Source organism: Streptomyces sp. NPDC002643 (assembly GCF_053592555.1).
Window position 1 is genome coordinate 41332 of sequence record NZ_JBSFVY010000001.1, and the last position, 20488, is coordinate 61819.

The window sequence follows — 20488 nt, forward strand, 5'->3', positions numbered from 1 at the left end:
TGCCGATGCCGATGTCGATGACCTCGGGCAGCCGCCCTCCTCGTGTCTCTCCGCGCGCCGCTTCCAGCCTCCTGAGGGCTACAGGCCCCGGCGCGGGTTCGGGGGCAGGGGGGACGGGATGTGGTGCATCCCCGTGTGACCGGTGGGAATCCGCCCCACCGGCTGCCATACGGAGGTCGTGCCGGTCGTGTGCCCCGACTGGGGCTCACGCTGGGCGCCGAGTTGTCCCGAGGTGTGGCGGGAGCCGGAGTTGTACGAGCCGGTGCGTCCGGCCGGGCCGTTCGAGAGGTTGCCGAAGGCGGTGAAGCCGAGGTTCTCCTCGCCGTGCCGGTCGCCCGGCAGGGTGCGGTAGGACTTGACCCACTCCGCGTAGAGCATGTCGTAGATCGGGGTTGCCGAGGGGCCGCCCGAAGAGTCCTGAGTCGGCCGCATGGAAGAGATCGACTGATAGGACTGTCGGCGGGAAACGTCAAATGCGTGCACGTACGTGCCAACGACCCCCACCCGCAAGGGATGCGCTCGGTCCACCATTCAGCTCCGGGTGAGGTCTTCGATTGTGATGGGCCGAAGGCCCGAACAGGGGCGCGGGGCTGTGTCCATTTGCGGCTCCGCCGCGTGGGCGCGACCAGCCACAACCAACCCGCACCCGGCCAACAACCGTATGCCCTACGGCGAAACCCCGCACCCGGCTCAGCCAAGCGCCGCGGTCACGTGCCAGCCAACGGCAGCGTGGCCGCGACCAACTTCCCGTTGGCCGCAGCCTTGTCGAGAGCCTCGCGAAGAAGATCCTCCCGGGGCTGACGCCCGATCGAGCCCACGGGCGCGGCGAACATCAGTACCTGCTGGTGCTTGTTGGCGGCGGCCCTCCAGCTGTCGGCGACCTGCAGTGCCTGGTGGGCCTGCCACCAGGCCACCGGCGAACCACCGGAGGTACCCGGCTGGAGGATCGCGTGCAGCTGGCCCATGGCGAGCAGGACGGACCAGCCGTGGAGGACCGGCGGTACGGAGTCGATCTGGGGCAGCGGCATGAAGCCCTGCTCGATCAGCAGCGGCAGGAAGTCGTCACCGGCGCCGGTCGTACCGGGGCGCGCGATCGGGGCGGTCGGCTCGACGACGAGTGCCGGGTGCAACTCCCCGCTGAGCAGGATCAGTCCGCTGGTCACCCCGAGCACGGCCTGCTCGGGCGCGGCCTGCACCGGGGTGTCCGCGGCGATGGACCGCGCGGCGCCCTGCAACTGCTCCTCGGTGACCTGGACGACCTGGGAGGGCAGACAGGTGGCGTGGGCGAAGGCGAGGACGGCGGTCTCGTCGCCGACGAACAGAACGGTGCTGGTGCGTTCCTGCTCGGAGTCGCCGGGGGTGCGGCACGACGTGCAGTCGTAGCCGCCGGGGGCGTTCTCTCCGGCGAGCAGCCGGTCGGCTTCTTCGTCGCCGATCTCGGCGCGTACCTCGTCGCTGACGTCGAGCATGCGCGGCACGGGTGGCTCCTCGGGATGCGGTGCGTGTGTCGGATGCCGGGGTGGCGCCCGGCCCCTGAGCGCGGAGGTTCCGGCTCATGAAGATGACAACGGCCGATGTGTGGCCCGAGTCACGCCCGACGACGAACGGAATCGAACCATCCGACGCGCAGGGTGAACGCGCGTGCGGAATCGGTTACAGCGCGCCAACTTCTTGCATTTTCCAGGCAGTTGACCAGGTGAGGTGGCTCACAGGTCCCTCGGGTGCTTGGTCGACAAATCCAGAAATGAGCGAATGAAATGGGTGGCCGGAAATAATCGCTACCTTCGGTAACGGTGAACTGGCCTCGTATGACAGGTCATTTGTTGCTGACGGGTGGTCAACCTGCCTAGATTCCCGGCCGTGTGCAAAGAGCACCGCTCGGGTACGTCCGCCGGCCGCGAGGCAGCCGGTACAGAGCACCACCAGCCGGTGGCGGACGGGGCCGAGCGCGTCACCGCGTCCTGTGCGACGCGGGTCGCGCCCGGCCTGGGGGGAGCCCGGGTACGTGGAGAGGGAAATACATGTCCGCATGTGCCGACAACACTCGCGACAACGCTGCCAAGACACAGGGCGACCGTAGGACGCGGGACGTCCGCAGGGCGCGTACGACGGCGGTCCTCGCCGGAGCGGCGCTGCTCGCCCCGCTCGGGCTCCTGACGGCCACTGGCAGCGCGGCAGCGGCCGACAGCGGAGTGTGGGACCGCATCGCCAAGTGCGAGAGCGGCGGCAACTGGCACATCAACACCGGCAACGGCTACTACGGCGGCCTCCAGTTCGCCGCGTCCACCTGGCGTGCCTACGGCGGCACCGCCTACGCGGCCACCGCCGACAAGGCCTCCAAGTCCCAGCAGATCGCGATCGCCACGAAGGTGCAGCGCGCCCAGGGCTGGGGCGCCTGGCCCACCTGCTCCGCGCGCGCCGGAGCGTACGGCAGCGCCCCCGACGCGCCCTCCACCGGATCGTCCACGAACACGAACGCCAGGACGAAGACGACCGAGCCCAAGTCGACGCAGCCGAGCCGGGCCGGCGGGTCCGGGCAGTCCAGCGGCTCCGCGTCCTCCGGCACCCCCTCGCGTGCCACGAGCCATCCGAGCCGGGGTGCCTCCCGGGGCGACTACACCGTCCGCCAGGGCGACACCCTGAGCGGTATCGCCTCCCGGAACGGGACCACCTGGCGTGAGGTCTACGCCGCCAACCGGGCCGTCATCGGCGACGACCCCGACCTGATCGTGCCCGGGCAGCGGCTCGACCTCTGAGCGCTCCCCCGAACCCCGGGTACCCGGGTCCCATCCGGCACGCACCCCGGGTGGGACCCGCTCCGTGCCACCGGGCGCGGCCCCGTCGTCGGCCGCGCCCGGTTCAACGCCCCGTCCCTCACCGCACCTCGGCGGCCTCGCCCGCGAACGCCACCGTCCCGCGCCGCAGTTCGTACACGAACGCCGGCGCCCCGCGCAGTCCCGGCGGCAACCGTTGCTCGGCGACGACCACACAGGCGTCCAGTCCCCGCAGCAACTCGTATGTGCGGGCCGCGATCTGCGGTGACATCCCCTGGGTGGGCTCGTCCAGGAGCACGACACGCGCGCGTGCCGACAGGGCGCGGGAGAGGGCCAGCATGCGCTGTTCACCGCCGGAGAGGGTGCCGGCGCGGCGGGGGAGCAGCGGTTCCAGCCCGGGGTAGGCGTCGAGGGCGTACGCGATGTCGGGGGCGGCGAGTTCGAGGTTCTCGCGCACGGTGAGCGAGGCGAAGACGGCCCGCCGCTCCGGTACGAGGACGAGGCCGCGCCTGGCCCGTTCGTACGCCGGCAGCCGGGTCACGTCGACCCCGTCCCACACGACGGCCCCGGCGGACAGCGGCACCGTACCGGCGAGGGCCCGCAGCACGGTCGTACGACCGGAGCCGTTGCGGCCCGACAGCACGGTCAGGCCGGGGCCGGGCACGGCGAGGGTGACGCCGTGCAGGGCCTCCAGGGGGCCGTAGCGGACGCGGGCGCGGCGCAGCGAGAGCAGGGTCATGGGCCGACCGCCGGGCTGGGTGGATCGGGAGGGCCGGGAGGGCCGGAACGGCCGGATGGGCCAGGAGGGCTGGATGGGCCGGGTAGGTCGGGAGGGCCGGAAGAGCGGGAACGGCCGGATGGGCCGGGAGGGACTGGTGGATCGGGGGTGCCGACCGGTCGCAGGGCGTGGAGTACTCGGTCGGTGGGGCCGGAGGTGATGACGCGGCCCGCCGCCATGACGTGGACGACATCGGCCACGTCCGCGACGAGGTCCAGGTCGTGTTCGATGACCAGCAGGGCGGTGCCGTCTGCGGCGAGGGCGCGCAGCACCTGGGTGAGGGCGGCCACTTCGGCGGTGTCCAGCCCGGCGGCCGGTTCGTCGAGCAGCAGCACGCGGGGGCTTCCGGCGAGCGCCCGCGCCAGTTCGACGCGCCGCAAGGTCCCGGTGGGCAGCCCCGCCGCGGGCGCCGCCCGTACCGGCCCCTCCAGCCGGAACAGCCGCAGGGCCCGCTCCACGGCCGCCGGGTCGGCGGCCCGGCCCTGTTCGGCACCCACCCGGACGTTCTCGGCCACGCTCAACGACGGGAAGACGGACAGCTGTTGGAACGTACGGGCGATGCCGAGCCGCGTACGCGCGTGCGCGGGCAGCCGGGTGATGTCCCGATCGCCGAGGCGGACCCGCCCCCGCTCCGGCCGCAGCGTCCCGGCGAGACAGTGGAAGAGGGTGCTCTTGCCCGCCCCGTTGGGCCCCACGACCGCGCTGACCCGACCGGGGAGGACATCGAGATCGACACCGTCGAGTGCGGTGAAGCCACCGTAGGAGACGTGGAGACCGCGGGCGCGCAGAACGGGGGCGGGGGCGAGGGCCGGGGGACGAGCGTCCGCTTCGGATCGGTGCACCCACCGCGAAGCACAACTGCCACCGCCTGCCGACATCGCCCTGCCCTCCGGCCGCTTCGCCTCACCCGCCGGCTTCGCCCCGCCTGCCGGTCGCGCCCCGGCCGCTGGCTCGGCCCCGCCCGTGGGCTCCGCTTCGGCCTTCGGCTGTGTGTCGGCCGTCGGCTTGGCTCCGGCCATCGGCCTCGCCCCGGCCGCCGACTTGGCCCCGCCTGCGGGCTTCGCTTCGGCCGTCGGCTGCGTGCCGGCTGTGGGCTTGGCCCTGCCGGCCGGCCTCGCCCTGGCCGTCGGCTTGACCTCGCCCGTGGGCTTCGCTTCGACCGTCGGCCTGGTATCGGCTTGGGGCCTCGCCCTGGCCGTCGGCTCGGCCGTGCCTGTGGGCTTCGCTGCGGCGGTCGGCTGTGTGCTGGCCGTGGGCTGCGTGTCGGCCGCTGGCTCGGCCCCGCCCGTGGGCTCCGCTTCGGCCTTCGGCTGTGTGCCGGCCGTCAGCTCGACCCCGCCCGTCGGCTTCGCCCCGCCCGTCGGCCTCGTCCCTCCCGCTCCCGGCTGCGCGCCGCGTGCCGGTGCCCGTACCCGCGCCTGTACGCGTACCCGTCCCTGCACTCGCCCCCGAACCCGTACCCCCGCAGGCGTCAGTGTCCCTCTCCTCCGCGTGCTCAATCGCTCCACCCCCGTCCGCACCGCCTCCCAGGGACCGTTCGGCAAGCGGCCCACCAGTACCGCCAGTACGCCGATCACGGCCGCGGCCACGCCGCCCTCCGTGCCCGCGTCCAGGCCCACCAGCAGTGCGGCGCCCGCGAGCGCGCCCCATGTGCTGTCGGCGCCCAGGACCACGATCGCGGTGAACCAGAGGAGGCTGCGGACGGGGTCGTAGGCGGTGGGGTCGAAGGCGCGCAGGCCCAGGGCGAGCATGGCTCCGCCGAGGGCGGCCAGGGCGGCGCCCGCGACGAAGGCGGTGAGTTTGAGGGACGGGACCTGGACGCCCGCTGCCGCTGCGCCTGCCTCGTGGTCCCGCAGGGCGGCCAGGGCTCGGCCCGTGCGGCCCCGGCGCAGGGCCTGGACCGACAGAAGCGCGCAGGTCAGCAGGGCCAACTCCAGGACGTAGTACGCGCGGTCGCCCTCGAAGCCCGTGGGGCGGGAGACGGTCAGGCCCGAGGTCGCGTACGGCTGGGCGAAGACGAAACGGCTGACCGCGACGCCCACCGCGAAGGTCGCCAGGGCGAGCGCCAGGCCGTGGCGGCTGATGGCGGGTCGGCCGGTGAGCAGGCCGAGCGGGGCCACCAGGAGCACGGCCAGCAGCAGGGCGGTCAGTTCGGGGAGGGCCGGGAGGAAGGGGAAGCGGCCCGCCGCCAGCAGCGCCGTGAACAGGGCGCCCAGGCCCGCGTACGCCGCCTGGCCCAGCGAGATCTGTCCGCCCCGGCCCGTCACCACGACCAGGGACAGCAGGATCACCGCCAGCGCCGGAACCTGGACGGAGGTGTGCAGGTCCGCGCCCGCGAAGCCGAGGGGGAGGAGGAAGAGGATCAGCGCCACGAGCCAGGTCCCGGCCGGGGGTTCCGGCTGCGCCGTCGCCGTACGGGGGAGGGCGTCGCGGGCGCCCACACCCGGCAGGACCAGCGCGGCGATCAGCAGGGCGACCACGAAGAGGTTGGCGCCGACGGACTGGACCAGGGGCTCGGCCCAGCCGGAGGGGTGCAGCCGGGTCAGCTGGCTCTGCGCGACGCCGATGCCCAGCGCCACCACCACGGCCACCGGCAGACTCCGCATCCGCGCGGCGACCGCCACGGCCACCACCTCCATCACCAGCAGCGGCATCCCGTACGGGTCGAGGCGTACGTAGGGGGCGAGCAGCACCCCGGTCAGACCGGCCGTGAACGAGCCGAACGCCCACCCCGCGGCGGCCACCCGGTCCGCGTCGATACCACCGAGGACGGCCAGGGACCGGTCGTCCACGACGGCGCGCAGTTCACGGCCGAAGCGGGTCGCGTACGTCACCGCGCCCACGGCCGCCGCGACCGCCAGGGCCACCGCCAGTTGTCCCCATGGGTCCGCCGAGATCAGCGTCGGCGCGTCGTCCCGCGCCCCCTGGCCCCACACCAGCGTCGCCCCGCCGACGAGGAGGACGAAGACACCGATGGAGGCCACGAGGGTCTGCGTGGGATCGCCACCGAGTACGGCGAGCGGGCGGAAGACGAGGCGTTCCAGGGCCAGGCCGATGCCGGGCGCCACCACCAGCAGGGTCACCGAGGCACCGAGCCACAGCGGCCACCCCCACTCCACGGTGAGCTGCCGCAGCAGATACGCGCACACCATCGCGACGGCCCCGTGCGCGAAGTTCAGCACCCCGGTCGCCCGGTACGTCACGACCAGCCCGACCCCGGTGAGCGCCGCCGCGCTCCCGACCGACAGCCCGGCGAGCGTGAGCTCGTACGTCAAGGAGGCCATCAGCCCTCCTCGGGCTCACCCGAAGTGCCGGGGGCGGGGGCCTCACAAATGGGGCACGGACGCAGTTCGCCGCTCGCCAGCACCCGGGAGTCCACCGGTAGCGCCTCCGGCTTGGCGGCCACCAGGGGGCAGTCGGCGCGGTGCCACAGGGTGCCGCCGGGGACCATGAGCAGGGTGCCGCTGGTGGCCGAGGCCGCCGCCTCCGGGCCCGGCTCGTCGGCGTTCGCCGGCTCGGGGGCGACCAGGAGGCCGTACAGTTCCTCGACCCGCGCGGCGGCCCGGGCGTTCCTGCCCTGGGCGAGGAGGATCGCGCCCGCGACGATCAGGGCGGCCCCCGGGATCGTGCTGGAGGCCAGATAGGGCAGCTGTCGTTCGGCGAAGCGTTCCCCCGAGACGCCGTACCAGCCCACGACACACAGCACGGCACCGGCGGCGAGCGCGGCCCAACCGGCCCAGAGGAGAGGGCGCGTGGTCCGCAGTCGGGTTGTCCGCATCCGTGACTCCCACACGTGGTGTGCCTGACGGTTCTCATCTCAGCGGTTGGCTTGCACTATGCCCCCTGCAAGCTGACCCTGAAAGCACCGGGCGCCTACCGCCCGGACCGACACCCGGTGGTGAGCCAGATGGTTCTCGGGAGCGACCTCAGGCGGGCGAACGGACGGCGGGGCGGCCATGGCCCCAGGGCACGGGGACGGAGTACGGCGCTGGCCGCCGCCCTCGCGCTCTTCCTCGCCCCGGCCCTCGCGGCGTGCGGCGACGACAGCGGCGGCGGTGGCGGCGACGCGACGCCCCCGACCCCTTCGGTGGAGCGGACGACCAGCGAGCCCGCCGAGGAGAGCCCCAGCGCGAGCGGGCCCGCGGACACGGCGGCGGCCGAGCAGGAGATCAAGAAGAACTGGAAGACGTTCTTCGACCCCAAGACCTCCACCGAGGAGAAGCAGGCCGTCCTGGAGAACGGTGAACGCATGGGGCCGGTGCTCGCGGCGTTCAGCGGGGACGAGCGCGGCGGACAGGTGGAGGCCGAGGTCCAGAAGGTCACGTTCACCTCGCCGACCGATGCCGATGTCACGTACACGCTGCTTCTGGAGGGCGCCACGGCCCTGCCCGACGCCTCCGGGACGGCCGTCGAGCAGGACGGCACCTGGAAGGTGTCCGTCAAGACGCTGTGCGGGCTCGTCGCGCTGAGCGGCAATGCGAACGCGTCGTCGCTGCCGGGCTGCTGAGGCCGTAGCGGTCGGACTGCTGCTCCTGTCGGCGACGGCCATGGCCACGGCCTGCGGCAGCCGCCTGCCGGAGAGCGACTTCGAACGCCGGGACACGACCGCCACCGCTCCGGAGAGCCCGGAGAACCGCGAGCCCCTGCGCGTCGGCATCATCACCAGCGTCACCAGCCCTGTGGGAGGCGCCGCGTTCACCGGGCCGCGCGACGGCGCGAAGGCGTACTTCGACGCGCTCAACGCGCGCGGCGGCATCGACGGCCGCCGGGTCGAGGTGCGCGAGTGCGACGACGGGGGCAGCGGCGTCGGCAACAACGAGTGCGTGCACCAACTGGTCGACGAGGACGAGGTGGTGGCCCTCGTCGCCACCACCGCCCTCGACTACGCGGGCGCCTCCCGCGTCGCCCACGCGCGCGTGCCCGACATCGGCGGCCAGCCCATCGGCCCCGCGTACGACACCTACCCGCACCTGTACAGCATCTACGGCAGCCTCGCGCCCAGGAATGGCACCACCGGCTGGGACGGCGAGCAGTACGGCGGCACCGAGGTGTACCGCTACTTCAAGCGCGAGCACGGGGCCCGTACAGCCGCCGTGGTGTCGTACAACCAGGCCGCGTCCGCCGCGTACGCCCGGCTGATCGTCGACGGACTGAAGGCGGAGGGGTACGAGGTGGTCACCGAGCAGGTCGACTTCGCGCTGCCCAACTTCCGTGCCGTCGCCGCCGACATCAAGGAGGGGGACGTCGACCTGGTCTTCGACGCCATCGACAGCCACGGCAACGCCCGTCTCTGCCAGGCCATGGACGACATCGGCGCCGAGGTCACCGCCAAGGTCACCAACGTCCAGAACTGGACCTCCACGGTCGCCGACGACTACGAGGACGCCCCGAACTGCCGCAACTCCCTGTGGGCCACCGGCTCCAGCCGCAACTTCGAGGACACCGGTGACGAGGCCGTACGTGAATTCCGGGACGCCACGAAAGGGCTGAAGACGCACTCCCAGTGGCAGTTGGAGGGCTGGGCGGCCGCCATGTGGTTCACGGACGCGGCGACCTCGTGCGCGGCCACCGAGGAGGGCGTCACGCGCGCGTGCGTCGACCGGTTCATGAACCGCGACGAGCCCTACACCGCCGACGGGTTGCTCCTCCCCGTCCGCTTCGAACGGCTCCCCGAACCCCCGAAGACCCGCGACACCTGTGTCTCCGTGGCCCGCTGGCAGGACGACGAGGGCTGGGTCGGCCAGGGCGACATGAACCACACCTGCTTCGACGTCCCGCAGTTGCCGTATCGCCCCTGATGACTGTCAGGGCGAACAGGTTCCCTCGAACCGCTATCGATCCGGCAACCGTTGCGGAACGACTTGATATGGGCACTCAACCGGCACCCAACCCTTCCCGGATGTCCGGGGTCTAACCGTGCGGCGGTGGACCAGCACCGCGATTCATGGACGACCAGGGAAAACAGAAAACAGGGGGCCCGGGGGACGCATGCACATCTCTTTCCTCATACACAACGCGTACGGCATAGGCGGGACGATCCGTACGACGTACAACCTCGCGAACACCCTGGCCGAGCAGCACGACGTCGAGGTCGTCTCCGTCTTCCGCCACCGTGACGAGCCCGTCTTCTCCGTCGACCCCAGGGTCCGGCTGCGCGCCCTGGTCGACATCCGCGAGGGCGGCGCCGACAAGGGCCACGCCGATCTGGAGCGCCCCGCCACGTTCTTCCCGCGCGCCGAGGGGCGCTACCAGCAGTACAGCGCCCTCACCGACCGGCGCATCGCCGAGCACCTCGCCTCGGTCGACGCCGACGTCCTGGTCGGCACCCGGCCCGGGCTGAACGTCCACATGGCCCGGCAGACCCGGCGCGGCCCGATCCGGGTCGGCCAGGAGCACCTCACCCTCGACAGCCACTCGGCCGCCCTGCGGGCCACCCTGCGCGGTGTCTACCCGCGTCTCGACGCGCTCACCACGACCACCGAGGCCGACGCCCGCGCGTACGCCTCGAAGATGCGGCTGCCCGGAGTCCGTCTCCAGGCCGTCCCCAACCCGGTCCCGGCCCCGGGCGTCGACCCGGCCGACGGCACCGGCAAATGGGTCGTCGCCGCCGGCCGGCTCGCCCCCGTGAAGCGGTACGACCTGCTCGTCAAGGCCTTCGACAAGGTGCGCGAGGAGCGGCCCGACTGGCGGCTGCGCATCTACGGCGGCGGCAAGCAGAAGGACAAACTCCGCGCCCTCGTCGACAAACTGGGCCTCTACAACCACGTCTATCTCATGGGCCCCGCCAACCCCATCGAGCCCGAGTGGGCCAAGGGCTCCATCGCGGCCGTCACCTCCAGCCTGGAGTCGTTCGGCATGACCATCGTCGAGGCCATGCGCTGCGGCCTGCCGGTGGTCTCCACCGACTGCCCGCACGGCCCCGGCGAGATCATCGACGACGGTGTCGACGGCCGCCTGGTCAAGGTCGGCAGCGTCAAGGCCATCGCCGGCGGACTGCTCGAACTCATCAACGACGACGCCAAGCGGCAGCAGATGGCCCACGCGGCGCTCAAGGACTCCGAGCGCTTCGACCCGGCCCGTATCGCCGAACGCTACGAGACGCTCTTCGCCGGCCTGGCCACCCGTGGCGCCGCCTCCCCGCTGAGCCGGATGCGCGGCTCCCTGCACCGCACCCGTGGCGCCCTGCTGGGCGGCGCCTACGCCGTCCGGGACGCCGGCCGTTCCGCCTTCCGCAAGGGGAGCACCGCATGACGACGCAGGCAGAACGGACCATGAAGCAGACCCCGAAGCCCACCCCGAGCCGGACCACGAGCCGGACCCCGGTGCGGGCCGCGCGGGGGAACGACGCGGACGGCACCGCCGCGCAGCCCCCGCGCGCCGACTGCGTCGCCGACTCCGCGGGCGGTCTGACCTTCGACATCGACGACCGCGGCGCACCCGCCCCCGCCCATCTCGTCCTCCACCTCCGGGGCACCGAGGAACGCGTGAGCCTGCCGCTCACCCCGGTCGCGAACGGCCGCCTCCGGGCCGCGCTGCCCAGTGCCGTCGCCCTCCCCGAGGGCCGCTGGGACGCCTACGTCCAGCTGTCCGACGGCGAACCCCGCCGCCTCACCCCCGGCCTCAACGACCTGCGCGCCCTAGTCGACCGCGCCCCCACCCCGGGCGCCCGTATCGCCGTCCGCGTCCCGTACGCCACCAAGCACGGCAACCTCACCGTCCGCGCCTGGGAGCGCTCCCCGCACGTCGAGGCGGGCGAACTCCACATCGGCGGGAGCGGTGTGACGGTGACGGCCCGCGCGTACGGCGTGGAGCCGACGGCGGAGGCGTACATCGAGGTCACCGGCCAGGAGTCGGAGACCGTTCGGGCCGAACTCACCGCCGAGCAGGGCAGGCTCCGCTTCACTGTGGACTACGGCACCCTCCGCCCCGGCACCTGGGAGCTGTGGCTGCGCCCCGACGGGGAGGCCGGGCCGAGGGTGCGCATCGCGCGGCTGTTGGACGACATCGTCGAGAAGGCCCCGGTGTTCGTCTATCCGACGGTCCGCGCCGAGACCGAGCACGGGCCGGTGGACGCCGGGCCGCGCTACACCGCCGACAACGACCTGTCCGTCACGGTGACCTCGGCGGGCTGAGCCCGTCGAGCGGCGGTTGGGGGAGCGGCGCGTAGGGGGGAAGTGTGCTGGAAATGTGTATTTCTCATGAGGTGCCGACTTCTCGGAGCCGTCCGGGATAACGCGCCGAAATGGCCGGACACACGCCTCGGACACAGCCGGTGGTGTGCTTTCCGGCGGGCTATTCGCGACGCTGCCGAACCGCCCCGGAATTGCATCCGCCGGCGTACGGAAGGAGTACGGAACCGCCCGTACGTGTGACGGCCGATGCGCCGACCGGGGATTCCCGGAGGCGGAATCGCGTGTCGTGGTTCTGTGACAGAAACGTGACTGCGGGAGGACAGGGGCCCTTCGGCCGCCTAACGTGGCGGTCATGGCACCCATTCCCACGCCGTCCGAAGAACCCAGGGACAACCCCGACGCCTACGTCGGTCTGGAGGCCCCGAACGCCGAGCGCCGAGCCCATGAGCACGGCTGGTCGACCGTCAGAAAGCTGCCGCCGGGCGCGATCATCACCATGGAGTACCGCTTCGGCCGGCTGAACTTCGAGGTCGAGGACGGCCGGGTGAAGCGGGCCTGGAAGGGCTGAGGACGAGAAGACAGGTCCGACGAAGACCGCGAAGGCCCGGCTCTCGCGCGGAGAGCCGGGCCTTCGCGTGCGGGCCTCGGGTGTGCGTACCGGTGGCCCCGCTGTCTCGTGTCAGCCTCCCGCGACCGGGCGGGCCGAACTCGCGCCCCGGGTCACCCGGTCCGCGTGAGGCGGCCTGCGGGAGCCGATCGGGGTGACCGGGCTCCGCTCCGACCTGGTCATATGCGGTCCGGGGGCCAGATGGAGCGGCTGCACGGGCGGCAGCGCCGCACGGGCCGAGCGGGCCGCGATGGTCGTGTCGGGGGCGGCAACGGGCTCCTCATCTGCTCCCCGCAGCGGGGCGGGCTCCACGGCGGCGGGCGCCGGGAGAGGCGCCGTACGGCGTTCGCGCCAGCGGTCCCGCAGCGAGAAGATCCAGGTCTCGGCGCGGGCGATCAGCGGCTCGAACCAGGGCAGCGCCAGCAGGATCAGCAGCCCGGCGGCCCAGCCCAGCACCACATCGCTCAGCCAGTGCGTACCGAGGTAGACCGTGGTCAGGCCGACGCCGAGCGAGGTCACGGCCGACAGCGCGGACAGCCAGCGCCGGGCCCTCGGGGTCGACGCCAGATAGGCGAGGATGCCCCAGGTCACCACGGCGTTCGCGGTGTGCCCCGAAGGAAATATGTCGCCGCCGAGCCACATCTCGTTGGAGCCGATCTCGGTGGCGTAATGCGGGCCGAGCCGGCCCATCCCGATCTTCGCGGCGCCGACCGTGACGTTCAGCAGCAGCAGCGAGACCCCGAGGGCGAGCAGCGGGCGCAGGGTGTGCTGCCGCCAGGAGCGCCAGCCCAGCCAGGCGGCGACCATCACGGCGGTGGGACCGCGCTGGCCGAGGACCACGTAGTAGTCGAGGAAGGCGTGGATCTCCTTCCACTGCTGGTACGGCCGGAAGAACATGATCTGCCAGTCGAGCCGGACGAGCCACGACGTGATCACCACGGCCCACACGATGGCGATGTAGAAGGCCAGGGTCGAGGCGAAGAGCACGACCCTGTGCCGGGTCATCACCGGCACATTGATGTGGACCGGTCGTTCCGGCTCTCGGTCCAGCCTGGAGAAGACCCGGTCCACAAGACGGGTCGGCATTCGTTCGGTACGCACTCAATCGACGTTACAGCGAGTGAGTGGCTACGCGACGTGAATCACCGGCTTTGTGATGACGCCGTGATGTGGGATTGCTCTCAGAATGATGTTTATTTCTGCTGAATGGCGAATCCGTCACCCGTCTGACCTTCAATTCCATGGGGCAATGCAGACCGCTCGTTTTACCGCGCTTTTGAATTCGTTCACCGAATGATTGCGCCGAATTATCCATCCGCTCCCCGTCCGTACCCCCGGGTGACGGGTCGGTCACGGCGGCCCGGAGCCGTTCAGCCAGAACGCCCCGTAGACCGTCGACACCGCCGTCGCACCCCCCAAAATCGCCGCTGACCTGCGCGTACTCGCCCGGGCCAGGGCGTCGGCGAGGGGCAGCAGCAAGGGGAAGGCGGGCATCAGCAGCCGTGGTTTCGAGCCGAAGTAGCTCGACGCGCACAGGGCCAGCGCGGTCACGAGCCCCGTGTACACGAGGAGCGGCAGCGGCTGGCGCCGACGTACACAGGTGACGTACAGCCAAACGACTGACGCCACCCCGACGATCAGTCCCACACCGGCCAGGGCCGAGGGGAGGGACGTGAACTTGTCGGCGACGAAACGGGCGAAGGCGTAACCGCCGTCGAAACCGTTCCGCCACCCCGCCTGGACATCGAGATAACCGAGCGGTCCCTTGCCCGTTCGATGGCCGACCCACAGGACGTAACCGGCGGAACCGAGGGGCGCGAGAAGCACACCGACGGCGCGCGACCGGACGAGTGAGCCCTCCGATGCAGCTCCACTCCGGCGCGCGGACATCCACGCGGCCACCCACACCGCCGCCACCACCGCGACCCCCACCGGCCGGGTCAACCCCGCGAGCGCGGCCAGCGCCCCCGCGGCCACCCAGCGACCGGTCAGCACCGCGTACAGCGACCAGGCGGCCAGCGCCGTGAAGAGCGACTCCGTGTACGCCATCGACTGGACGATCCCGACCGGCAGCACCGCCCACAGCAGTACGGCGCACACCCCGACGCGGCGGCCGTACACATGATCGACCACGGCGAAGATCCCCCAGGCGGCGCCCAGCGAGGCCAGTGTGCTCACCACGAGACCGGCATGCGCGTACGACAGCGGCGTCACCGCCGACACCGCCCGCTCCAGCCAGGGCAGCAGCGGGAAGAACGCGAGGTTCGAGTGGATGTCGCCGTTCGGCAGCCGCACCTCGTAGCCGTAGCCCAGCTCCGCCACCCTCGTGTACCAGAGCGAGTCCCAGCGGGCCGACAGCAGCGTGAGGGCGCTCTTGTCGCGCGCGGCGCTCCACACGGCCAGGGCCACCAGGCCCAGGGCGCGCACGGCGGCGTACCCGAGGAGCGCGGGGGCGGCCCTGCGCAGCAGCGGCGCCGCCGGGCGCGTATCGAGATCGGTCACGCGCTCGATTATCGGCGGCATCAGGAACCGGCCGGGACGTCTCGCACGTGGTCACCCTCAAGAGACGGTGACGGACCGACCACGGACGGGTGATCATCGCGAGGCGGGGGCGGGTGATGAAGGGCCCGTGGAGGACTCGTGGACGGCCCATGCCGTGGTGTACGCCACATGCCGTAGGAAGCTTCCATGAGACTCCCGCCACGTTCCACCGGCCGGGACTCGCGTACCCTGACGGCTCACTCGCCTCGTTGCGCGGGTCCGGGACACCGCTCCTCCGGACCGTAGCCGCCGGGAAGTCCCCACCCCGTCGGTTTCCGCCGAACGCGAGAGCATCTGGGAGGTACGTACATGTCCGGGACGCCCACGGCCGCTGCGCGACGCCGTTGGCAGGCCGGGGCCGGTGCCAACCGCTGGGTCGTCCTCGTCGTCCTCTGCGTGAGTCTGCTGCTCGTGGCCGTCGACGCCACGGTGCTGCATGTGGCGGTGCCCGCCGTCACCGAGGACATCAGGCCGAGCGCCATGGAACTGCTCTGGATCGTCGACGCCTACCCGCTCGTCTGCGCCTCGCTGCTGATCCTCTTCGGCACGCTCGGCGACCGGGTCGGCCGCAGAAGGATTCTGCTCCTCGGCTACGGACTCTTCGGCCTCGCCTCCGCACTCGCGGCCGTCGCCGACAACCCCCAGGTCCTCATCGCGGCCCGCGCCCTGCTCGGCGTCGGCGGCGCCATGATCATGCCCGCGACGCTCTCCATCCTCCGCCAGGTCTTCCCCGACCGGCGCGAACGGGCGCTCGCCATCGGCATCTGGAGCGCGGTCGCGGCCGTCGGCGCCGCCGTGGGCCCCCTCCTCGGCGGGTTCCTCCTCGAACACTTCTGGTGGGGCTCGGTCTTCCTCGTCAACATCCCGCTGATGCTGGTCAGCCTGCCCATCGGCCGTCTTCTCCTGCCCGAGTCGACCGGCGACCGCGACGGCCCCTGGGACGTGATCGGCGCCCTCATGGCCGCCGCCGGTCTCTTCGCCGTCGTCTTCACCGTCAAACGCCTCGGCGGCGGACACCCGCCCTTCGACCCCGTCACGGCACTGGCCCTGCTCACCGGCGCCGGGCTGCTGGCCCTCTTCGTACGACGCCAGCGGCGCCGGGCGCATCCCCTGGTGGACCTGCGGCTCTTCGCCCGCCCGGCGTTCAGCACCTCGGTCGGCTGCATCGTGCTGGCCATGCTCGCCCTGGTGGGCCTCGAACTGATCGCCGCGCAGTATCTGCAACTGGTCCTCGGGCTCTCCCCCCTGGAGACGGGCCTACGACTGCTGCCGCTGACCATCGCCGCCATGGCCGCCGGGCTCGCCGGCTCCCATATGCTCCACCGCTTCGGACCGCGCCGCATGGTCTCCCTCGGCTTCTGCCTCACCGCGTTCGCCGTGGTCCTGCTGACGGCCATGGGACGCCACGACAACGCGGGTCTGCTGCTCGCCGGGTTCGTCCTGCTGGGCTTCGGCCTGGAGACGACCCTCTTCGGCGCCTACGAGTCGATGCTGAGCGAGGCGCCCACCTCCTCGGCCGGCGGGGCCGCCGCGATCGGTGAGACCTCCTACCAGCTGGGCGCCGGTATCGGCATCGCCCTCCTCGGCAGCGTCATGAACGCCGCGTATGCCCCCGGGCTGTCGTCGGTGGAGGGGGTGCCGTCATCGGCCTCCCGTGCCGCCGGGCACTCGCTCGGGGAGGCGTACGAGGTCGCCGAGCGACTCGGGGGCCCACCGGGGGACGCCCTGCGGCATGCCGCCCGGGATTCGTTCGTGCACGGGCTTCATCTGACGCTGCTGGTGAGCGCGGGGTTGTTGGTGCTGGGCGCGGTGATGGCGTTGCGGTTGCCTAGGGCGATGGAGTGCGGGGTCCCTGCCGGGGGGACGGCCGATGTTCCTGGACCTCGCGAGGAGACGGCGGCACCGAAGCAGGCGGTACGGGCGGAGTCGGTGCGCTGAGACTGTGCGGCGCCCTCTGCTGGGGCTGAGCGAGGGGCGGGGTTTCGCTTACCGGCGCTGACAGGGTGCCGCTGCGCCCACCCGTGCGATTGCCCGCAGCTACGACGACTGCTGGGTGGGCGCCGCCTTAGCGGCGCGATTGCCCGCAGCTATGACGAGTGGGCGGCAGGGCCGCGCCCCTTCAGGGTCGCGGGGAACTGCGCGACCAGCCCCCACCGGCCTGCGGATGCGATGTATCGGTGGACGTGCGCCTCGGCGCGACATACCGTCGGGTTCGACCCGTGACTAGCGTCGCTAGTTTTTCAGTGAGCCGGAGGTTGTCACCATGGCCGCGCCCGCGAAGCTCCCGCCCTTCGACCCCGCCGACCCCCTGGGGCTCGACGATCTGCTCGACCCCGAGGACCTCGCCGTTCGGGACACCGTGCGGAGTTGGGCGGCGGATCGGGTGGTGCCCCATGTCGCCGGGTGGTACGAGGTGGGGGAGTTGCCCGGGATTCGGGAACTGGCGCGGGAGTTGGGGGGTATCGGGGCGCTCGGGATGTCGTTGGAGGGGTATGGGTGCGCCGGGGCCAGTGCGGTGCAGTACGGGCTGGCCTGTCTGGAGTTGGAGGCGGCGGACTCCGGGATTCGCTCGCTCGTCTCCGTGCAGGGGTCGCTCGCCATGTACGCCATCCATCGGTTCGGGAGCGAGGAGCAGAAGGAGACCTGGCTGCCGAGGATGGCCTCCGGCGAGGTCATCGGATGCTTCGGGCTGACCGAGCCCGACCACGGGTCCGATCCGGCGTCGATGCGGACGTACGCCAAGCGTGACGGCGGCGACTGGGTGCTGAGCGGGCGGAAGATGTGGATCACCAATGGGTCCGTCGCGGGGGTCGCCGTCGTGTGGGCGCGGACCGAGGAGGGTATGCGGGGGTTTGTCGTGCCGACCGACAGCCCCGGCTTCTCGGCGCCCGAGATCAAGCACAAGTGGTCGCTGCGCGCCTCCGTCACCAGCGAACTCGTGCTGGACGACGTACGGTTGCCCGCCGATGCCGTACTGCCGGAGGTCATCGGGTTGAAGGGGCCGCTGAGTTGTCTCTCGCACGCCCGGTACGGGATCGTGTGGGGCTCGATGGGGGCGGCGCGCGCGTGTTTCGAGGCCGCCGTCGACTACGCCAAGACACGGGAGCAGTTCGGCAGGCCGATCGGCGGGTTCCAGCTCACCCAGGCCAAACTCGCCGACATGGCGGTCGAGTTGCACAAGGGGATTCTGCTCGCCCACCACCTGGGGCGGCGGATGGACGCGGGACGGCTACGGCCCGAGCAGATCAGCTTCGGTAAGCTGAACAACGTACGGGAGGCGATCGAGATCTGCCGTACCGCCCGGACGATTCTCGGTGCGAACGGGATCTCCCTCGAATATCCGGTGATGCGGCACGCGACCAATCTGGAGTCCGTGCTCACCTACGAGGGCACCGTCGAGATGCACCAGCTCGTGCTGGGCAAGGCGCTCACCGGTCTCGACGCCTTCCGGTGACCAGGTGACCTCGTCGACACCGTGAACACCGGAAGGCGGGCGGGTGAGCCGCCCTGCCTCAGCTCTGGTTGAAGAAGCCGTCGGCCGGACGGCCGGCGGCCTCGCCGCTGACGATCTCCGTATCGGCGGGCGTCAGCAGGAACACCCGGTTGGACACCCGCTCGATCGAGCCACGCAGACCGAAGATCAGACCGGCCGCGAAGTCGACGACACGCTTGGCGTCGGCGGAATCCATGTTCGTGAGGTTCATGATGACCGGGACACCGTCCCGGAAGAGCTCGCCGATGTGCCGGGCGTCACGGAAGCTGTCCGGCGTGACGGTGCCGATCCTGCGGCCCTGTTCCTGTGCGGACTCCGACGCGACCTTCACCCGGGGGTCGGTGACCCAGGCCTCGCCGGGGCCGGACTCCCGCTCATCGGCGTAGTCGTCGTCGTAGTAACGCTCGTCATCGTTGTCGTCGACGAGGCCAAGCCAGGCACTCGCCTTGCGCACCGATCCCATGGACGCCTCCTCTCACAGCGGTCTTTGTCTCTTTCCGCATCCCTATCGTCGTCCATGATGCGGATGTCTCGCCAAGTGGATAGACGCCGCACGGGGGTTTCGTGACGGTACTGGTGCAGAACGAATTCGTCGAGAGTCCATGTGCCCCAAGGGCTCTGCCGTACACACTTGCTGACTGGGAGTGAAATAATATTGTTCACGGCGTTTGGGTGAGTGTCGGGGCGTCCGGGTGAACGGTCCGAGGGCTACGATGCGGGCATATCCGACGGTCATGGGGGCACGGGGGTGTCGTGTTCGGGATCGTGAGGCCCTGCGGTCATCGGCTCGGCGAAGGGCTGCGGACACAGTGGATGGCGCATTTGTGCGGGCTCTGTCTCGCGCTGCGCGGCGACCACGGACAGTTCGCCCGGGTCGTCACCAATTACGACGGTTTGCTGGTCTCGGTGTTGACGGAGGCTCAGGCCGAGCGGAGCGCCGACCGGCGACGGACCGCCGGGCCCTGTCCACTGCGGGGGATGCGCACCGCGTCCGTCGCCCGGGGTGAGGGCGCGCGGCTGGCCGCCGCCGTCTCGCTGGTGCTCGCCTCGGCCAAGGTGCGCGACCATGTGGCCGACGGGGACGGGTTGCTCGCACGGCGCCCGGTGGCGCTCGCCGCGCGCCGGGTCGCGACGAGTTGGGGACGCGCCGGTGCCCGTACGGGATCTGACGTGGGGTTCGACACGGCGGTGCTGGTGGATGCCGTGGACCGGCAGATCGGGATCGAGGCGCTCGCCGGGCCCGGGACACCGCTGTCGGCCGTCACCGAGCCGACGGAGACCGCGACCGCCGCGGCCTTCGCCCACACCGCGATGCTCGCCGGCCGCCCCGGAAACGCCGAACCCCTCGCCGAGGCCGGCCGTCTCTTCGGACGGCTCGCCCATCTCCTCGACGCCGTCGAGGACCAGGCCGCCGACACCGCCTCCGGCGCCTGGAACCCCCTGACCGCCACGGGGACGTCCCTGATCGAGGCCCGCCGTCTCGCCGAGGACGCCCTGCACGGCATCCGGCTCGCCCTGAACGAGGTCCACTTCGTGGACGGCAGGCTGGCGCATCTGCTCCTCGTGCATGAGCTGCGGCGGTCGGTGGACCGGGTGTTCGGGACGGTGTCGGTGTGTTCGGCGCATCAGGGGCAGCAAGGACATTTCGGTGGGGTGCCCTCGCCTCAGCCGCCGAAGCGGCGGGGATTCTGGGCGGGGTGCGGGATGTTCGGGTTGCTGTGCTGCACCTGCCAGTTGTGCTGTGCGAAGGAGTACGAGGGGCCGTGGTCCCGGAAGAAGCGCGAGGGTGCCTGCCGGGACTGCGACGGTTGCGACTGCTGTGACTGCGATGGCTGTGGCTGTGACGGTTGCTGCTGTGACGGCTGCGGTTGTGACTGCTGAGTCAGGGCGCAGAGGGCGCGAGTGAGGGGCGCGCGTGTGAAGGCGAGGGCGAGGGAGAACGGCGTACGCGCAGAAGCCCCGTTGCGTCGGGGCGCGCAGGGGGTCGGCTCAACAGGATGAGGACCACACGCGACCGAAGTCGATGTGGGAGCGCGTGACCAGCCACTGCTGCGAATGCATGTGCATCAGTGGAACAGGCATCCGGAGGGGAGTCAACGGTGTGAGACGTACGGCTCACAGTGCGGACACCCTTGACAGCGAGGGGAAACGCCGCCGTAGTCT

17 protein-coding genes are annotated in these 20488 nt (G+C 71.6%); 9 read left to right on the top strand and 8 right to left on the bottom strand.

Annotation, left to right across the window (positions count from 1 at the left end; genetic code table 11):
* Nucleotides 1-78: 78 nt before the first annotated feature.
* The gene (locus ACWD4G_RS00195; RefSeq protein WP_451289767.1) at nt 79-432 is read right to left on the bottom strand and encodes a hypothetical protein; all 354 of its coding nucleotides are present in this window, start codon (nt 430-432) and stop codon (nt 79-81) included.
* 275 nt (nt 433-707) lie between these two features.
* The gene (locus ACWD4G_RS00200; RefSeq protein ID WP_451289768.1) at nt 708-1478 is read right to left on the bottom strand and encodes a hypothetical protein; all 771 of its coding nucleotides are present in this window, start codon (nt 1476-1478) and stop codon (nt 708-710) included.
* A gap of 543 nt (nt 1479-2021) precedes the next feature.
* Here ACWD4G_RS00200 and ACWD4G_RS00205 point away from each other — a divergent pair.
* Nucleotides 2022-2756: a transglycosylase family protein gene (locus tag ACWD4G_RS00205; protein WP_451289769.1), complete on the top strand. Its 735-nt coding sequence runs from the start codon at nt 2022-2024 to the stop codon at nt 2754-2756.
* A gap of 118 nt (nt 2757-2874) precedes the next feature.
* Here ACWD4G_RS00205 and ACWD4G_RS00210 read toward each other — a convergent pair whose 3' ends face one another.
* From ACWD4G_RS00210 to ACWD4G_RS00220, 3 genes are read right to left on the bottom strand one after another with little or no spacing between them, the layout of a single operon-like run.
* Complete coding sequence (locus ACWD4G_RS00210; protein WP_451289770.1) at nt 2875-3513, bottom strand: ABC transporter ATP-binding protein; 639 nt, start codon at nt 3511-3513, stop codon at nt 2875-2877.
* Nucleotides 3510-6836: an ABC transporter permease subunit gene (locus tag ACWD4G_RS00215; protein ID WP_451289771.1), complete on the bottom strand. Its 3327-nt coding sequence runs from the start codon at nt 6834-6836 to the stop codon at nt 3510-3512. The genes ACWD4G_RS00210 and ACWD4G_RS00215 overlap by 4 nt, the downstream gene beginning before the upstream one ends.
* Entirely contained in the window at nt 6836-7330 is a 495-nt protein-coding gene (locus ACWD4G_RS00220) for a hypothetical protein (protein ID WP_451289772.1), read from the bottom strand. The genes ACWD4G_RS00215 and ACWD4G_RS00220 overlap by 1 nt, the downstream gene beginning before the upstream one ends.
* A 129-nt stretch (nt 7331-7459) precedes the next feature.
* On the opposite strand from ACWD4G_RS00220, the gene ACWD4G_RS00225 reads away from it, so the two are divergent.
* The 5 genes from ACWD4G_RS00225 (at nt 7460) to ACWD4G_RS00245 (ending at nt 12252) form a co-directional block, all read left to right on the top strand.
* The gene (locus ACWD4G_RS00225) at nt 7460-8059 is read left to right on the top strand and encodes a hypothetical protein (RefSeq protein ID WP_451289773.1); all 600 of its coding nucleotides are present in this window, start codon (nt 7460-7462) and stop codon (nt 8057-8059) included.
* Nucleotides 8028-9350: an ABC transporter substrate-binding protein gene (locus ACWD4G_RS00230; protein ID WP_451289774.1), complete on the top strand. Its 1323-nt coding sequence runs from the start codon at nt 8028-8030 to the stop codon at nt 9348-9350. Before ACWD4G_RS00225 ends, ACWD4G_RS00230 begins: the two co-directional genes overlap by 32 nt.
* Before the next feature lie 190 nt (nt 9351-9540).
* Entirely contained in the window at nt 9541-10803 is a 1263-nt protein-coding gene (locus ACWD4G_RS00235; RefSeq protein WP_451289776.1) for a glycosyltransferase family 4 protein, read from the top strand.
* A complete protein-coding gene (locus tag ACWD4G_RS00240) occupies nt 10800-11684 on the top strand; it encodes a hypothetical protein (RefSeq protein ID WP_451289777.1) in 885 nt (294 codons plus the stop codon). The genes ACWD4G_RS00235 and ACWD4G_RS00240 overlap by 4 nt, the downstream gene beginning before the upstream one ends.
* Before the next feature lie 352 nt (nt 11685-12036).
* Complete coding sequence (locus tag ACWD4G_RS00245) at nt 12037-12252, top strand: I78 family peptidase inhibitor (protein WP_451289778.1); 216 nt, start codon at nt 12037-12039, stop codon at nt 12250-12252.
* Nucleotides 12253-12363: 111 nt separating this feature from the next.
* On the opposite strand, the gene ACWD4G_RS00250 is transcribed toward ACWD4G_RS00245, so the two are convergent.
* Together ACWD4G_RS00250 and ACWD4G_RS00255 are read right to left on the bottom strand one after the other, a co-directional pair.
* Nucleotides 12364-13392 carry a phosphatase PAP2 family protein gene (locus tag ACWD4G_RS00250; protein WP_451289779.1) on the bottom strand — a complete coding sequence of 343 codons (1029 nt, stop codon included), beginning with the start codon at nt 13390-13392 and terminating at the stop codon, nt 12364-12366.
* 249 nt (nt 13393-13641) lie between these two features.
* Nucleotides 13642-14793: a glycosyltransferase family 39 protein gene (locus ACWD4G_RS00255; protein WP_451289780.1), complete on the bottom strand. Its 1152-nt coding sequence runs from the start codon at nt 14791-14793 to the stop codon at nt 13642-13644.
* Nucleotides 14794-15141: 348 nt separating this feature from the next.
* On the opposite strand from ACWD4G_RS00255, the gene ACWD4G_RS00260 reads away from it, so the two are divergent.
* Both ACWD4G_RS00260 and ACWD4G_RS00265 read left to right on the top strand, forming a co-directional pair.
* Complete coding sequence (locus ACWD4G_RS00260; RefSeq protein WP_451289781.1) at nt 15142-16770, top strand: MFS transporter; 1629 nt, start codon at nt 15142-15144, stop codon at nt 16768-16770.
* Between the two features lie 325 nt (nt 16771-17095).
* Nucleotides 17096-18286, top strand: coding sequence for an acyl-CoA dehydrogenase family protein (locus tag ACWD4G_RS00265; RefSeq protein ID WP_451289782.1), 1191 nt, complete (start codon nt 17096-17098; stop codon nt 18284-18286).
* A 58-nt stretch (nt 18287-18344) separates the two neighbouring features.
* Here the strand turns inward: ACWD4G_RS00265 and ACWD4G_RS00270 are convergent, their stop codons facing one another.
* Complete coding sequence (locus tag ACWD4G_RS00270; protein WP_451289783.1) at nt 18345-18788, bottom strand: cell division protein SepF; 444 nt, start codon at nt 18786-18788, stop codon at nt 18345-18347.
* A gap of 290 nt (nt 18789-19078) precedes the next feature.
* Between ACWD4G_RS00270 and ACWD4G_RS00275 the strand changes: the two genes are divergently transcribed.
* The gene (locus ACWD4G_RS00275) at nt 19079-20206 is read left to right on the top strand and encodes a DUF5685 family protein (protein ID WP_451289785.1); all 1128 of its coding nucleotides are present in this window, start codon (nt 19079-19081) and stop codon (nt 20204-20206) included.
* Nucleotides 20207-20488: the final 282 nt, after the last annotated feature.